Consider the following 15523-nt stretch of genomic DNA (forward strand, 5'->3'; position numbering starts at 1 on the left):
AACATTATCATATATATATTTATATTTTTACTACATTAAATTGCATACTATCCTGAAACGACACACGAATTTTTTCTTAATCCATTATCAAGTAGGAAATGAAGGTACGACTTTATAACTATTCATATAAGGAGGTATCTTCATGAAAAAAGCGCTATCTATGCTAGGGTCGCTTAGCTTAGTTATGGTTATGTTATTTGGAATGAAAGGGATTGTAAGTGCAAACGAATTTAATTGGACTTACTTTGAGACGGAAGATGGCAAGTGGGATGGGGAATCGATCATTACGACTCGGTCGAAGGGGAATGTGGAGATTAATCTAGGAGCAAAGGATGGGCGAGGACCTACTACTATGGGTGGAAAGCGGGTTGACGGTAAAACGCTAAAAGTACGATTATGTAATACCGAAACAGGAGCTTGTACATCAAATCATCTTTTTGCCGGTTCAGAGGATTGTTACGCAACGGTCTTTGACGGGATGAGACCGGGTACATATAGAATTGATATCACGGATGGTTCTTCTTCCTATCGTGTGAAGGGGTATGTGCGGGGAGCAAGTTCTTGAAATGGAAAAAAGCATCTCTAGTGACGGATTAGCTAGGGATGCTTTTGTTTGATAGATTATCGAATGTTACGATTTAACATGACTTCGATAAAATCTTGAGAATGCGTCACATTTAACGTTTTCTTTGGCTTGTGAATCATGAAGTCATTGCATTCAAAGAATGACTTTAGTTTCGCTAAGATAGTCACAAAAATTCCTCCTTATGTTGTTTGTAGCGGTTATTTTGAAGAGATAGGGAATGGTAGGTAAACATGATTTGTTTCATCTGGATCACCTCATGAAAGAATGAATTGTTTTACACACATGTGAGTAGTTCCCTCATTTAAATATCAGAAACATATTAGAAAATTAAGTTAAATAAGAATGATAGAATCTAATGAATTGGAGTAGAGTTAGGGCATGTATCATCCAAATGGAGCTGTGGGTAGATACATGCCCTAGTCGATTCTGATTTTATGTAAAGTAATCCCACATGCTTTTACTAATCATCAAGATCGAGACGCTAATAAATAATATCTTCACATAAGCAGTCCCTTAACGATTGGCTTTTAACATGACCTCGCTAAATAGTCGCGAAATAGTATCAATTGAATAGTTATTAATATAATTGAATAATATGTCTATTAGGGTTTATCAAGGAAAACCGACTTTCAGTGAGGGGGACTATACTTGAAAGAACCAACCGTTACATTATCTACGGAACCTTTTGTAGGTCTGTATGAGAGGTTTTGGTCACACGAAGAGTGCCAATACGTCATAAATCTTGCCAAAGAAAGGCTGGCACCAGCGCAATCACAAGACGGATATTCGGAATCACGGACATCTGATGTTGCTTGGATAGGACACTTTAATTGTGGAACCATTTATAGCCTCTGTAATCGGATTGCAGAGACTATTGATCAGCCTTTGAACCATGCAGAGCATTTACAGGCGGCGAGGTATCTAGTCGGAGGGAAATTTGATCAACATGTAGATTGTTATAATCTAAACTCTGAGGGAGGCAAATATTTCTACTCACTTGGAGGTCAACGTCTTTATACAGCCATTCTATATTTAAATACTACATTAGAAGGTGGACAAACATTCTTTCCTCACCTTGATCTAAATATTACTCCAACAGAAGGAAATTTGCTGGTTTTTGAGAATTGTTACAGTGGAACTAATAATCCTCATCCTCATTCTCTTCATGGATCCAGTGTATTAGAGAAAGGGGAAAAATGGATCGCAACTCTATGGTTTTGCGAAAGGGAACGCTAAAAATGATTTGAATTTAGTTTTTTATTCTTGGTTCACTATCCGCTTATGTAAAAAGCAGGTCTACTAGTTAGTACAACGACTAACAATAGACCTGCTTTTTGTTTGATTCATAAGGATATTAGCGATTGACTATGTGCACCATAGCATACCGTTACGGAGTACCATACATTCGTTGTCTCCAGCTTTGTTGCCTGTTGTTGCATCCATTGCATGTGCGCTCGTTGCAAATAGAGAAAGTGCAACCATTGCTCCCACGAAGAATTTACGCATTTCTTTCACCTCTTTAAATAAAACATGTATGATTACTATATTTCATATTTTATAGATTAACGTGTTGATTTTGTACTACGCAAAGTTGCAATTTTCCTAGTGTGGTTTCGATGTGACTGAATCGTTTATAATGGAATTGATATGAGTGAACAAGGGAAAGGGATACTATGTTATACAAACTAAACCTCTCAAAAATCCAAGAGCAGTTAGACATGTTACGAGTCTGTTATTCGATGGCTTCGGGATTACAACTAGGGAGTCAAGGCACGATGGAGCGATTTGCAGTAGAGCGAGCGGCTCATCTAGCGGTAGAGTGCATGATTGATGTAGGAAATACGATCATTGATGACTTTATCATGCGTGATCCAGGTGGCTATCTCGATATCGTAGACATTATGGAAGATGAACAAGTGATACAGTCCTCGGTAGGTTCTGTATGGAAGCAGTGGATTTTGTTACGTGATCGCTTGGTACGACATTATACAGCGGTTCAAGCAAGTGAGCTTGCTGTTTTTACAGAGCAATGCGAAATGATGATTCAATTTGACCATCAAGTTCAAACATTCTTGCAGGCAGAAAGAGAAAAAGGAAATATCGAGTAGTAGAATTGGAGCACGTTAGTTCGATAGGAGTAATCAGGATGAATCAGAAACGTTATCAAGGATATTTGATTGACTTAGATGGTACGTTATACCGCGGGATTGAGGTCATTCCAGGGGCTGTCCACTTTATGAAACGATTAGTGGAACAAAACATCCCCTATCTGTATCTAACGAATAACTCTTCTCGTCTTCCAGAGCAAGTTGCAAAGCATCTAAGGGGCTTTGGGCTTCCTGCCACGCCTGAACAAGTGTACACATCTGCTCTGGCAACCGCACAGTATGTACAAAAGAATTATCCAGGATCGAAGGTGCTTGTGGTAGGCGAAGAAGGCTTACGTCATGCGCTGATAGAAGTTGGGATGACTGTGACAGATCATGAGCCAGATGTAGTGGTAGCTGGGATCGATCGCTCTTTTGACTATGAGAAATTGAAAAGAGCGAGTCTTGCGATTCAAGATGGTGCTACCTATATCGCGACCAATGTGGACCGAGTTTTACCTACAGAAGAGGGATATCTTCCGGGTAGTGGGACGATTAATATTGCGATCTCGCATGCCAGTGATACCAAGCCTATTGTGATTGGAAAGCCGGAGACGATTATTTTGCAGTATGCGATGGATCTTCTTCATACCAAACCAGATGAGACCTTAATTGTGGGCGATAATTTGGAGACGGATATCTTAACGGGTGTGCGTGGTGGTGTCGATACATTGATGGTTACAACGGGTGTTCATTCCAGACAGGATGTAGAAAAATACAACATAACACCTACTTTTGTAGTGGATTATTTAGATAAATGGGAGATCTAGAGGAGAAATAGGAGGGAGTTCATTTGTTGAATCGTTGGGAAGATATTGTAGAAGTACCTCTGCCATTGCCTTTTGCTTTGAAAGAGATAAAGGCGTATCTATTTATGGGGGAGAATGGCGTTACGATCGTGGATACGGGCTTAAATATAGAGCAAGATTTTACGGTGTGGGAGTCGGTGATGGAGGAGCTAGGGATTACGTGGAGTGATCTGGATAAAATCGTCCTCACCCACTATCATCCCGACCATTATGGATTAGCGGGGAGAATCCAACAACTAGCAGGCGGAATCCCTGTTCATATCTCACAAGTTGACTTTCAGCAAGCCAGGCTTTTCTGGGATCGGGATAGCAAGATGGCACAAGATCTCGCAAGTGCTTTCAGGAGACACGGCTTAGATGAAAGCGTGGTAAGACAAATTCCCGAGCATCTAGCCAGTTTTATCCCATGGATCGAACCACATCCAAATCCAACATTTCTCCGTGCGGGTTCGAAGATTCAGTTAGGAGATCGTACATATAAAGTAATCCATACACCGGGACATGCGGACGGTCATCTTAGTTTCTATGACCCGGAGCGTGAATGGCTAATTGGGGGCGATTTCTTACTTCCGCGTATAACGCCCAATATTAGCATGTGGCCTAATTGTGATAAGAACCCTCTGCAATCGTATATGAAAACACTTGAGAAAATGGAATCGTTACCTGTAAAGAGAGTCTTTTCTTCTCATGGTCCTATGTTTGAAAATTATCAGGAACGAATTGAACAAATTCGCCGTCATCATGAGGGCCGGCTGAAGCTTATGCAAGACTTTGTTGAGACAGAAGGGCGTGTCTCTGCTACTGAAGTATGTGATCATGTTTTTGGTAAAGACTTATCAATTCATAATATTCGCTTTGCATTATCGGAAACATTGGCCCATTTGGAATACCTGCGAAATAATCAACAATTAGAAGTAGAACGTGCGGGGAAACGGTACTTTTATGTTCCGGCTCGGTAGTAGCAAATGGAAAGGTCATCTCCTTACATATGAGATGACCTTTACCTAGTTACTGCTTCCGATTATGAGCAATTCGAGAAGCTGCAGCGGCTGCAATCGCACCAGCCAAATCATCGAGAAATGTGTGAATCTCACCATCTGTTTTGCAATTTAATTTGGCTAGGATCCCCGGCTTTACTCGATCAATGTAACCATAGTTCGTTAAGCCGATGCTTCCATAAACATTTAAAATAGCTATCGACAATACCTCATCGATGCCATACAAGCCTTCATCTCGAACAATCATATCTTGTAACGGTTCAAGCAAACTGCCTGCTTCAGCCAGAATGTCTAGCTGGATTCCGGTTAAAACTGCATTTTGAACTTCTCTTTTTTCGAGTACTTTTTCTACATTGGTAAGGCACTCTTCTAATGTTAGATCTGGAAAAAAATCCTTCTGTAAATAAAATGTAAGTTCGGCGATCTGTGATTCATTGATTCCACGCCGGTGAATCCATTCAATCGTCGTTTGATGAACCTCTTTTGCCGAAGCAGGGATTGGTTGATGATCCATATATCACACTCCATTTTCTCTTCAGTTGATAGGTTTACCGAAGATGTGGGAATTATGTTAGTTAGGAAGGAAAGGCGGATTTTACATGAAAACATTACTCATTACAGGCGGTAACAAAGGAATCGGGAGAATGATATCGAGGTTGCTTGCAGAATCTGGCTGGAATGTTGCGATTGCGGCGAGGTCTTATGATCAAGGGGTTTCCTATGCAAACGAGCTATCCGATCAGACCGGACAACAAGTCTGTTTTTATCAAGCGGACGTGACGAATCGTCAAGAAGTTACATCGTTGGTACAAGAAGTAAAACGTGATTTTGGTGGGATTCATGCATTGGTACATGCTGTGGGACCGTTCTTGCGAGAGCGAAAATTATTTGCCGATCATTCTGCTGAGGAAATAGAGGAATTAATTCAAGGAAATTTTATGAGTAGCTTATGGTTGACGCGTGAAATGATCCCGATCATGAGAGAAGAGCAATTTGGTCGGCTGATTTATTTTGGATTTGGTCGTGTTTCAGAGGCTCCCGCATGGCCGGATCGATCTGTGTATGCAGCTGCGAAAACAGGCTTGGTTTCGTTTATGAAAAGCATAGCTGTAGAGGAAGCGGTGTACGGGATTACGGCTAATATGGTAAGTCCGGGAGATATTATTGGAGAATATAAAGAGATGACTCGTGAACAAGTGATTACCATCTCGGATGACGAAACTCCGCGTGGTAGACCTGGATCGGGAGAAGATGTAGCGAGGATTGTACATTTTTTACTACAAGAACAATCTGACTTCATGACAGGGAGTGTTTTGAATGTGACGGGAGGGCTTGATGTCATCCATCCGCGCTCTAAAAAGCAAATTACTTCCATTCAGTAAGCACAGTCTACGTTTCTTTACATACAATATGGGCATAAGTGAATGAAGAAGTAGAGGTGAAGGTACATGCTTTCACAAGATTCGAAAGAGGTAGCAGAGCAACTAAACCAGTGGACAGGAGAAATTCATTTTACGCAATTACTGGAATATCACTATGGTTTTCAGGTGCTCTCAGCTAGGCCCATATCAGGTGTAATCTATCTGGAGACAGATCAAGGTCCGTATGGATGTAAACGAATTAAGAAAAGTGAACTAGATAGTTATAAACTGCTGATCCAAGTAGCGCCATGGATGGAGTCGTTATCGGATCGCGTTATGGAAATTCCGGTACCCCTGAGCTCTCTTAAAAATGAAAAACATGTCTTAACGGGATTTGCTCGGAACTATGTGATTTATCCTTGGATTCAAGGGGAAAGCATGTCCTGGAATCATGAGCAAGATTGGCTGGATTCTACAGTACAATTAGCTTCTTTTCATAAACAGAGTGCAGCATGGGAGCCAGAAAAGAAAAAAAAGATGAAATGGGCAGATCCATCCGGGATTCAAAAAGAAGAAGCATATAAACACGAAATTTATACCCTTGCCGCCAAATGGACGGAGATTCCGAGCCAAGTAGACCTTACTTTATCAAGGATGGGAACCTACTATCAGAGCTTGCTGGAATCGATTCAAGAGTATGATGAAAAGATCTCAGGCCCAGCAGTTCGGGAACAGAGCAGGGTGAACGGAAAGCTTTGTCATAATAACTGTACGCGGAAGAATTGGATTCGAAGAGAGGATCATAAGGCTCAACTAATTGATTGGAATCAACTTAGCTGTCAGGTAAGAACGAAAGATGTGGGCGATTGGCTACTAACCGCGTATCGTTCTACTGGAAGCAAAGAATTAATTACCCGAATTATCAAGCAATATGATCGGATTCACCCCATTGAAGAAGAAGAACATGCTTTGATTTATTCACGACTCATCTATCCAGATCATTATTTATTTGAGTGCAAGCAGATTTTTGAGGAACAAATTTACTTTGAAACCACGGCGTGTAAAAAGCTCACGGAAGCAAAAGAAGTTACGAGTAAAAAAATTGCCTTCGCCAGCTGGTACGTCGAGATGATGAAACAGGAATTTAATAAAAAGGTACCGACACTATATTGGGTACATTTATAAATATTCGTTGATCATAAAACAGCATCCTATTAGGGGGTGTTGTTTTATATTTTATAAAGGAAATGGGCAATGTAAGGATACATAAAAAAGAAGGTAGGAGATTTTCTTTGAAACGCGAATCGAAATTTATTCCCTATATACCTGCTTCGCGTTCTCTGCCTGAGATCACAATTGTATCCGTTATATTAGGAGTTATATTGGCAATTGTTTTCGGTGCAGCTAACGCATACCTGGGGCTAAAGATAGGACTAACCGTCACTGCCTCTATTCCTGCTGCCGTGATTTCGATGGCGATATTAAGAGGAATATTCCGTCGAGAATCGATTCTAGAAAACAATATTGTCCAAACGATGACCACTGCGGGTGAGGCAGTAGCGGCTGGAGCTATCTTTACGATTCCCGCTTTATATCTCATGAAACTAACTCCTTCACAGGGAATGGTTGCATTTATCACGTTAACAGGTGGATTTTTAGGTGTTTTCATGATGATTCCATTACGCCGACTGTTAATTGTAAATGAACATGAGACGCTTCCCTATCCTGAAGGGACTGCTTGTGCAGAAGTGCTAAAGTCTGGCGAGCGGGGTGGTAGTAGCGCTATCTTAATCCTTGCTGGATTTATGATTGGTGGACTTGTAAAGGTATTGGATGGACTTCGCTGGGTCAAAAGCTCGGTAGGAACCGCTATCGCTGGCTATAAGGGGGCCACTTTAGGGATGGATATCATGCCTTCCTTATTAGGAGTCGGCTATATTATTGGACCCCGAATTGCAGGTCAAATGATGGCAGGTGGCTTGTTTGCATCGGTTGTTTTTATCCCGATGATTGCTTTTTTTACCACAGGAAGTCCCACTTCATTCTTCCCAGCTACTGCGCCGATTAGTACGATTGATGCCGGTGGGATCTATTCAAACTACATTCGATACATTGGTGCAGGTGCGGTAGCGACAGGTGGATTAATCACCTTACTTAAGACGCTTCCTCTATTGATTAAATCTGTAAGGGATACGATAGTAAGCCTTCGTACCCAGAATCAAGACGGTACCTTAGAACGAACGGATCAGGATCTTTCCTATAAATATATTGGTATTGGTGTATTAATTTTAATATTGATCATCGCTTTTACGCCTGTGACTAATGTAGGTGTTCTAGGTGCGATTGCCATTGCGATCTTCGGCTTCTTATTTGTAGCGGTGGCATCCCGAATTGTGGGGATTGTGGGAAGTTCCTCTATGCCTGTTTCGGGAATGACGATCGCTACTTTGTTAATCGTGACCATTTTATATAAAGCTGTAGGATTTTCTGGAACGGAAGGGAGTGTAGCGGCATTAGTGGTGGCGGCTATTGTGTGTGTAGCCATAGCAGTCGCAGGAGATATCTCTCAAGATTTAAAAACAGGATATCTAGTTGGTGGAACCCCTTGGAAACAACAACTTGCGATGATGATTGGGGTTTTAGCGAGTGGATTATTAATCGGGTATGTATTAACTTTATTTGATTCCACTTATGGGTTAGGTGGAACAGAATTGCCCGCAGTTAAGGCAGTATTAATGCGCATCATCGTGGAAGGAATTATGGGTGGAAATTTACCATGGGACCTTATCTTTATGGGGATTAGTCTGGCGATTGCGATCGAATTTTTAGGCTTAAATTCGCTTACGGTTGCAGTTGGGTTTTATCTCCCTCTGTCAATTAGTTCACCAATCATGGTGGGTGGGATCATCCGCTGGTTGTCCGAAGCCTTTGCGAAAGATGAAAGGATTCGACGTAAACGGGAGGAAGTAGGGACATTATTTGCTTCTGGTTTAATTGCAGGTGAGGCTTTGATTAGTGTGGTGATCGCATTGTTAATCGTGCCGAAAGTAATCGATCCTGATAAACCACTTGCGTTCGACAATAACTGGATGCCAGTTACTATTTTCTCTCTATTAGCAATCTCACTCCTATGGATCGCTGTTCGATTTAAGTCCAAAGAGAAACCTACTACCTAGTACCAATCAAGATAGGAGTATACCATGTTACAACGTACTCAGAGGAAGCAATCAGCTCGTAATCTTCTTGAGATGAAGCCGCTTTTACGAAGCCATTTTCAGATTGAGAAAAACGAAGAAAACCAGAGCTTGTGTAAAGTATTGTTGCCAAGGATGAGCTGGATCGAGCGGTTTTCCATTCGCTTTCTAAAACAGCCTTTAGTGATAAAAGTGCAATTAGATCCACTAGGGAGCTTCGTGATCCAAAGATGTGAAGGAATGCAAACCGTTCAGCAGATTAGCGATGACTTGATGAACCACTTTGGAGAAGAAGCGGAACCGATACTTCCGCGTCTGGCTAAATTTCTTGAGATTGTGGAAGTGAATGGATGGATTCACTTTGTATAAAAAGGGAAAAACTATAAAACCATGTCTGAAATGAGACATGGTTTTATAGTTTATGTGCAAAGCATACTCCAACTAAAAATATATAAAATTACAAAATAATTAAGAGGTGGTGATCGATTGATACAAAATGTATACAGATTATATACTGATGAGCTACTATCTCACCCGAAAAATTTGATTGACATACTTTTGTTGATTAGAGTTGAATGAAAGTGTCATTTCGGTAGGAATGTAGTTTGCTCTATTTCATATTCAAAAAATTTATATTATAATGAAAAAGTATAAGCTATCCATTCCAGACAAATGAGGAGGAAGGATATATGGCACGGTTTAAACGGATCATTCAAACCATAACAAAAATAGGTAAATCCATTTCATATAAAGGGTTAGAGAAATTAAAACAAGCTTTTGTCAACAAATGGAATGAAAAAGAGCCTAGGGAACACTATTATCAACTAGGTAAGTTAGCTGTGATTGCAGTTATGATTGTTTTGGTTTACACCAGCTTTTTTGCTATGGAAAAAGGAGCCGATAATTCCTCTGTTCTAACGGAGATGCCGCCGCAGATTCCGGATATGTTGCGGATCGTGGAGACGGGAGAGCTGCGCAATTTAGACAGTGCGTTAGTGAACGATCAAAGTGCCCAAAATGTGTTAAATAATATCATGGAAGGGCTCATGAGACTAGATAAGGATAGCAAGCCATCTTACGGTATGGCTGAAAAAGTGGAAGTGAGTCCAGACTATAAAACGTATACGTTTACGCTTCGAAAAGATGCGAAGTGGAGTGATGGTCGACCGGTCATAGCAGAAGATTTTACCTTTGCTTGGACGAGAGCAGTGGACACTAAAAATTCTAAAAATGGTTATCTATTTAAAAATATAAAAGGCTATAAAGAAGGGAAGATAGAACAAGGGGTTGTGGCTTCAGGAGATAAGTTGACAGTAACATTAGTCAAGCCAGATCAAAACTTTTTATCATTGACTACCAATAGCGCTATGTTTCCACAACGAAAAGATCTATATGAGAAGTACCGCGATGTATTTGGAAGTGACATAAAAACATTAGTTTCCAACGGCCCTTTTCAGTTGGAATCTTTTACGTTACATAAACTAGTAGCAGTGAAAAATAGTAACTACTGGGATCATCAATCGGTTAAGAGTAACGGATTTATTATGTTTGGTAGTAAGGATGATCGGGATTCAGACAATAAATATGTGTCGAATGAAGTGGATTTCATGCAGATGCGTAACAAAATGGCGGAGGCTACGATCAAAAGTGATGTGGTGACAGTGCCAAGAGCGACTATTTACTATCTGTATGTAAACCCTAATCTGAATGGGGATACAAAGGATTATTATGCGTATGCAGTTGAGAAGTTAACGGATCAATCTTCATTTGTAAAGAGTAGTAGCATCATGCCTGACCTTATCTATAAGCGGAATGATTTGCTTAAAAAAAGTGAAAACGGAAATGTCACCAGTCCCATAAAATCCGATGAAGTTACTTGCATTGATCAATCAGAGGTGAAGAGAGTTTGTGAGATGTTCAAAGAAAAAGTGTGCCCTTCTTGCACGATGAATGAAGTACCAGCAAAAGAAATTCGAGAGCAAATGAAGGGACAGGGAGTAGGTTTAGTAGTGAACTTATGGAAATCGTATTACCATGACCCACTTACATTTCTCGATATTTTTACAACAAATGCTACAGAAAATACGACTGGTTATTCAAATCCAAAGTACGATCAATTGGTAACCCAAGCTCATGAAGAAATTGATCCAGTCAAACAAGCTAAGTTCATTTCGGAGGCTGAAGATATTTTGACCTATAGGGATAAAGCAGTGATCCCACTGTACCAGAGAGCGATCTCTCGGCTTCAAAAGCCGTATGTACAAGGTGTTGTCTATCATCCATATGGTCCAGAATACTCTTTAAAATGGATGCAAGTGGGTAAACCTTCTAAGTAAATATCATACAAAAAGTCCCTTTGTTACAAAAAATTCAATTTGCCAAAACTACGTAAATCTAAATAATTAACAGAAATTTTTTTCTAAAAGATAAGTAAGACCTATTGCAATATAAAAAGAAATCAAATAAAATTTGTTACAATTAGCAGGAGATTTAGTGTTAATCTAACGAAATGCTTTTTCTAAATTAGGGAAAAATCTCCATAAATCATATATTTCATATTATTTATCAGAATAGAAATATAGCATTGTATATTTTGTTATATCTAATTAATTAGATTACATATTTGTTCTTTTCTTTTAGAATTGGAGGGATAGGATTGTCACAGGCTTTACTTCAAATTGAGAATTTAAAAACAGTATTCGAGAATACAAAAAGCGCAGTTACGGTTGTCGATGATATTAGTTTCTCTATGAATAAGGGAGAAACGCTTGCTCTAGTAGGAGAATCGGGCTGTGGAAAGAGTATGACCTCTCTATCCATCATGGGTCTATTGCCAGGTACAGGGAAAGTTGCACAGGGGAAAATCATGTTTGAGGGAAATGATCTGACTAAGAAGTCAGTTGAAGATATTAGTAAAATTCGTGGAAATAAAATTGCGATGATCTTTCAAGAGCCTATGACCTCTCTTAATCCTGTGCTCAAAATTGGGGATCAGATGACAGAAGGGCTTATCCTCCATCATAAGTTGAGTAAGAAGGAAGCGGAAGCTCGTGCGATAGAGCGATTAAAGCTAGTTGGTTTTGCTCGTGCCAAAGATATGATGAACGAGTATCCACATCAGCTGTCTGGTGGGATGCGTCAACGTGTCATGATTGCGATGGCGATGTCCACAGATCCACAGTTATTGATCGCAGATGAGCCTACTACTGCTCTTGATGTAACCATTCAAGCGCAAGTTCTTGAATTAATGAGGGATGTAAAAGCAGAATTCGAGACATCGATTCTATTGATTACACATGATCTCGGTGTAGTGGCTGAGATGGCAGATCGTGTAGTTGTTATGTATGCAGGAAAAGTAGTAGAAGAAGCAAGTGTATTTGATGTTTTTGAGAAATCATCCCATCCTTATACCGAAGGCCTTCTTAAATCAGTTCCCAATTTGGAAGCAGATCAAACAAGACTTTACTCCATTCGTGGAAACGTACCAACCCCAGATGAATTTCCTATCGGTTGTCGTTTTGCACCACGCTGTGATAAAGCGATGGATCACTGCTTTGATCATGCACCTGATTTATATCGTGTAGGAGATCGTCATCAAGTACGATGCTTTCTGTATCATCCAGAGAAGGGGACGTTCAGCCATGAGTAACCACCTATTAGAAGTAAAGAAATTAAGTAAATATTTCCCTATTAAGGGTGGTCTCTTCAAACGTAAAGTGGGTGATGTGAAGGCAGTTGACCAAGTTAGTTTCTATGTGAAAAAAGGTGAGACTTTTGGCCTAGTAGGAGAATCGGGATGTGGTAAATCGACAACTGGACGGACGCTCCTTCGGTTGATGGAACCAACAGATGGGCAAATTCTTTTTAATGGTGTCGATCTTGCTACCTTAAAGGGTGAATCTTTGAGAAAAGCTCGTCGCGATCTGCAAATGGTGTTCCAAGATCCATATGCCTCCTTAAATCCACAGATGACAGTTGAACAACTAATTGAGGAGCCTCTCAATATTCATAACATTGGGGAAAAGAAGGATCGTCAGGATCGCGTTCTTCAAATTATGGATACCGTTGGATTAAATAAAAACTTTGGTGGTCGTTATCCACATGAATTTTCGGGTGGTCAAAGACAACGGATCGGGATCGCTAGAGCGCTTGCTCTACAACCCAAATTAATTGTTGCAGATGAACCTGTTTCTGCACTAGATGTTTCCATTCAATCGCAAGTTGTAAATTTGATGGAAGATTTGCAACAAGAGTTTGGTCTTGCCTATGTTTTTATTGCCCACGATTTAAGTGTGGTACGTCATATCTCAGATCGTGTGGGAGTTATGTACCTCGGTCGCATGGCAGAGATTGCACCCAAAGAGGAGCTATATACGAAGCCAGCCCATCCGTATACCCAAGCACTCCTTTCGGCTGTACCGATCCCGAATCCACGCCTAAAGCGCGAACGGATTATTTTAAAGGGAGATGTACCGAGTCCCTCTAATCCGCCACAAGGATGTGCGTTTCATCCGCGTTGTCCGAAAGCATTTGATCGTTGTAAGGTGGAGCGCCCAGAGATGATGCATCTAGGAAGTGAACATTACGTAGCGTGTCACCTCTACGATTAGTAGAAAAGAATCTATCAAAGGGGTGATGCCTCGAAGGGACTTCGGAAGATTTGAAATTATTTTTTTCATTCAATTAGGAGGTTGTAAAAGCATGAAGAAACGTAAAATTGGTATTCTCTCTCTTGCAGTCGTGATGGGTCTTTCTGTATTCGCAACTGCTTGTGCTAGTAAATCTTCCGGCGACGGGGCAAAAAAGAAATCCATTACAGCAACGATGAACAGTACATTTGATGGGAAGTTTAACCCCGCACTTTATGACAGTATATATGATGCCTATATTCTTGACCAATCATTTGCTTCCTTGTGGAAACAAGATGAAAAACTAGAAACGAGCATCCCTGACTTGGCTGAGTCTTGGAAAGAGTCAGAGAAAAAAGATGGGGTTACGATTAAACTGCGTAAGGATGCAAAGTGGTCAGATGGCAAGCCACTTACAGTGGACGACATGATCTTTACGTGGAAGTTTATCGCGGATAAAGAGTATAGTGGTTCCCGTTTTGAGTATGTGGAATCCATCAAGGGTGCAAAAGAGTATCACGAAGGAAAAGCCAAGGAGATCGAAGGGATAAAAAGAGTAGACGACTACAACTTAGAACTTACCTTCGATAAGAGTGATGCTCGTGATCTTAGCACCAAAGTGTGGAGTACGCCTATGCCGAAACACATTTTTGAGAATAAGCCAGTCAAAACACTTGAGAATGACCCAGCGGTGAAAAAGGCAGAAAATATTGTAACAAGTGGTCCTTTCACCATTAAAGAAATTAAGGCTGGAGAGTTTGTAGTACTTGAGAAAAACAAAAATTTCTATGGTGCTGCGGAAGGTAAGCCGAAATTAGATCAAATCGTTTGGAAAGTGCTTCAGGAAGATGTGGCGATTGGGGCACTAAAAGAAGGAAAAGTGGACATGGTTTCGCGGATCAAGCCTAGTAGCTTTGAAACCATTAAAGGCTTTAAGGATGTTGAGCTTGTGGAAGATACCGACCTTGGGTATCAATACCTAGGTTTTAGAACAGACCATCCGAAACTTGCAGACAAAAAAGTACGTCGTGCCATTGCATATGCAATCAATCGTGAACAAATGGTAACTGGTCTTCTAAAAGGTCACGGTACATTGCTCAGCACTCCAGTTTCTCCTAAAAGTTGGGCTTACAGCAAGGATCTGGATGCTGATTATTCCTATGACCCAGCAAAAGCAAAAGCTCTTCTAGCGGAAGCAGGCTACAAAGATACAAATGGAGATGGCTTTGTAGAAGATCCAGCTGGTAAGCCATATGTACTTTCTTTAGAATTCCCTAAAGGAAATCAAGTGCGTGAACAATCGGCTAAGTTGATCCGTGAAGATCTTGAAAAAGCAGGGATCAAAATTGATCTAAAACAACCGAAAGACTTTGCTGCTCTAGCTGAAACGGTACAACAAAAAGCAGATAAAACGATGGAAATGTGGTTAATGGGTTGGACAACGGATGTAGATCCAAACCCTAAAAACATCTACGGTTCGGCAGCTGAGTCTAACTACTATCGTTGGAAGAGCCCAGAAAGTGATAAATCAATCAGTGTCTCTATGTACGATCAAAAAGCATTTACTAAGGAAGGTCGTAAAGCATTGATTAAAGATTGGACGAAGATCTTCCAACAAGATTCTCCGGTTGTTTTATTGTACTCTCAAAATGTTATCGATGCTTACAACAAACGTATCACTGGAGTGCAGTATGACTACCGTGGTGCGTTAGGGCATCCAAGCTTCGTGGATTGGGATGTGAAGTAGTCGATATACAGCTTTGAAAATGAAAGACGTGTAGTCAACACGGCTACACGTTT

General features: G+C 40.6%; 16 protein-coding genes. 13 read left to right on the plus strand and 3 right to left on the minus strand.

Annotated features, from left to right (window positions below; all coding sequences use genetic code 11):
* Positions 1–142 precede the first annotated feature (142 nt).
* On the plus strand, positions 143–565 hold the full coding sequence (locus J2Z48_RS03520; protein ID WP_307251110.1) for a hypothetical protein: 423 nt from the start codon (positions 143–145) through the stop codon (positions 563–565).
* 56 nt (positions 566–621) lie between these two features.
* Here J2Z48_RS03520 and J2Z48_RS03525 read toward each other — a convergent pair whose 3' ends face one another.
* The gene (locus J2Z48_RS03525) at positions 622–753 is read right to left on the minus strand and encodes a hypothetical protein (RefSeq protein ID WP_307251112.1); all 132 of its coding nucleotides are present in this window, start codon (positions 751–753) and stop codon (positions 622–624) included.
* Positions 754–1234: 481 nt separating this feature from the next.
* On the opposite strand from J2Z48_RS03525, the gene J2Z48_RS03530 reads away from it, so the two are divergent.
* Positions 1235–1822, plus strand: coding sequence for a prolyl hydroxylase family protein (locus J2Z48_RS03530; RefSeq protein WP_307251115.1), 588 nt, complete (start codon positions 1235–1237; stop codon positions 1820–1822).
* Positions 1823–1951: 129 nt separating this feature from the next.
* Here the strand turns inward: J2Z48_RS03530 and J2Z48_RS03535 are convergent, their stop codons facing one another.
* Complete coding sequence (locus tag J2Z48_RS03535; protein WP_307251117.1) at positions 1952–2092, minus strand: hypothetical protein; 141 nt, start codon at positions 2090–2092, stop codon at positions 1952–1954.
* Positions 2093–2259: 167 nt separating this feature from the next.
* Between J2Z48_RS03535 and J2Z48_RS03540 the strand changes: the two genes are divergently transcribed.
* Genes J2Z48_RS03540 through J2Z48_RS03550 form a run of 3 tightly spaced genes read left to right on the plus strand, consistent with a single transcriptional unit; the run spans position 2260 to position 4501 of the window.
* Positions 2260–2694 carry a DUF86 domain-containing protein gene (locus J2Z48_RS03540; RefSeq protein ID WP_307251119.1) on the plus strand — a complete coding sequence of 145 codons (435 nt, stop codon included), beginning with the start codon at positions 2260–2262 and terminating at the stop codon, positions 2692–2694.
* A gap of 38 nt (positions 2695–2732) precedes the next feature.
* Positions 2733–3503 (plus strand): 5' nucleotidase NucF, encoded by a 771-nt coding sequence (gene nucF / locus J2Z48_RS03545; protein WP_307251122.1) that lies wholly within the window; start codon positions 2733–2735, stop codon positions 3501–3503.
* 23 nt (positions 3504–3526) lie between these two features.
* Positions 3527–4501: an MBL fold metallo-hydrolase gene (locus tag J2Z48_RS03550; RefSeq protein WP_307251124.1), complete on the plus strand. Its 975-nt coding sequence runs from the start codon at positions 3527–3529 to the stop codon at positions 4499–4501.
* A gap of 49 nt (positions 4502–4550) precedes the next feature.
* On the opposite strand, the gene J2Z48_RS03555 is transcribed toward J2Z48_RS03550, so the two are convergent.
* Entirely contained in the window at positions 4551–5054 is a 504-nt protein-coding gene (locus J2Z48_RS03555) for a phosphatidylglycerophosphatase A family protein (RefSeq protein WP_307251126.1), read from the minus strand.
* Positions 5055–5139: 85 nt separating this feature from the next.
* On the opposite strand from J2Z48_RS03555, the gene J2Z48_RS03560 reads away from it, so the two are divergent.
* From J2Z48_RS03560 to J2Z48_RS03595, 8 genes are all read left to right on the plus strand, one after another.
* Entirely contained in the window at positions 5140–5922 is a 783-nt protein-coding gene (locus J2Z48_RS03560) for an SDR family oxidoreductase (protein WP_307251129.1), read from the plus strand.
* Positions 5923–5988: 66 nt separating this feature from the next.
* Positions 5989–7086 (plus strand): YutH/CotS family kinase-like spore coat protein, encoded by a 1098-nt coding sequence (locus J2Z48_RS03565; RefSeq protein ID WP_307251132.1) that lies wholly within the window; start codon positions 5989–5991, stop codon positions 7084–7086.
* 62 nt (positions 7087–7148) lie between these two features.
* A complete protein-coding gene (locus J2Z48_RS03570) occupies positions 7149–9077 on the plus strand; it encodes an OPT family oligopeptide transporter (protein WP_370872860.1) in 1929 nt (642 codons plus the stop codon).
* Between the two features lie 24 nt (positions 9078–9101).
* Complete coding sequence (locus tag J2Z48_RS03575; protein WP_307251137.1) at positions 9102–9464, plus strand: PqqD family protein; 363 nt, start codon at positions 9102–9104, stop codon at positions 9462–9464.
* 320 nt (positions 9465–9784) lie between these two features.
* A complete protein-coding gene (locus J2Z48_RS03580; RefSeq protein ID WP_307251139.1) occupies positions 9785–11431 on the plus strand; it encodes a peptide ABC transporter substrate-binding protein in 1647 nt (548 codons plus the stop codon).
* A 320-nt stretch (positions 11432–11751) separates the two neighbouring features.
* On the plus strand, positions 11752–12744 hold the full coding sequence (locus J2Z48_RS03585; RefSeq protein WP_370872861.1) for an ABC transporter ATP-binding protein: 993 nt from the start codon (positions 11752–11754) through the stop codon (positions 12742–12744).
* Positions 12737–13705 (plus strand): ABC transporter ATP-binding protein, encoded by a 969-nt coding sequence (locus J2Z48_RS03590; RefSeq protein WP_307251142.1) that lies wholly within the window; start codon positions 12737–12739, stop codon positions 13703–13705. Before J2Z48_RS03585 ends, J2Z48_RS03590 begins: the two co-directional genes overlap by 8 nt.
* Positions 13706–13796: 91 nt before the next feature.
* Positions 13797–15470, plus strand: a complete 1674-nt coding sequence (locus J2Z48_RS03595) for an ABC transporter substrate-binding protein (protein ID WP_307251145.1) — start codon at positions 13797–13799, stop codon at positions 15468–15470.
* Positions 15471–15523: the final 53 nt, after the last annotated feature.

This window comes from Croceifilum oryzae, assembly GCF_030814315.1.
GTDB lineage: Bacteria > Bacillota > Bacilli > Thermoactinomycetales > Thermoactinomycetaceae > Baia > Baia oryzae.

Excerpts from the sequence above, each read along its gene's own strand:
- J2Z48_RS03580 (WP_307251139.1), top strand. The coding sequence starts at position 9,785 with ATGGCACGGTTTAAACGGATCATTCAAACCATAACAAAAATAGGTAAA.
- J2Z48_RS03535 (WP_307251117.1), bottom strand. The coding sequence starts at position 2,092 with ATGCGTAAATTCTTCGTGGGAGCAATGGTTGCACTTTCTCTATTTGCA.
- J2Z48_RS03520 (WP_307251110.1), top strand. The coding sequence starts at position 143 with ATGAAAAAAGCGCTATCTATGCTAGGGTCGCTTAGCTTAGTTATGGTT.
- J2Z48_RS03595 (WP_307251145.1), top strand. The coding sequence starts at position 13,797 with ATGAAGAAACGTAAAATTGGTATTCTCTCTCTTGCAGTCGTGATGGGT.
- J2Z48_RS03560 (WP_307251129.1), top strand. The coding sequence starts at position 5,140 with ATGAAAACATTACTCATTACAGGCGGTAACAAAGGAATCGGGAGAATG.
- J2Z48_RS03575 (WP_307251137.1), top strand. The coding sequence starts at position 9,102 with ATGTTACAACGTACTCAGAGGAAGCAATCAGCTCGTAATCTTCTTGAG.
- J2Z48_RS03555 (WP_307251126.1), bottom strand. The coding sequence starts at position 5,054 with ATGGATCATCAACCAATCCCTGCTTCGGCAAAAGAGGTTCATCAAACG.
- J2Z48_RS03590 (WP_307251142.1), top strand. The coding sequence starts at position 12,737 with ATGAGTAACCACCTATTAGAAGTAAAGAAATTAAGTAAATATTTCCCT.
- nucF (WP_307251122.1), top strand. The coding sequence starts at position 2,733 with ATGAATCAGAAACGTTATCAAGGATATTTGATTGACTTAGATGGTACG.
- J2Z48_RS03540 (WP_307251119.1), top strand. The coding sequence starts at position 2,260 with ATGTTATACAAACTAAACCTCTCAAAAATCCAAGAGCAGTTAGACATG.
- J2Z48_RS03570 (WP_370872860.1), top strand. The coding sequence starts at position 7,149 with ATGGGCAATGTAAGGATACATAAAAAAGAAGGTAGGAGATTTTCTTTG.
- J2Z48_RS03565 (WP_307251132.1), top strand. The coding sequence starts at position 5,989 with ATGCTTTCACAAGATTCGAAAGAGGTAGCAGAGCAACTAAACCAGTGG.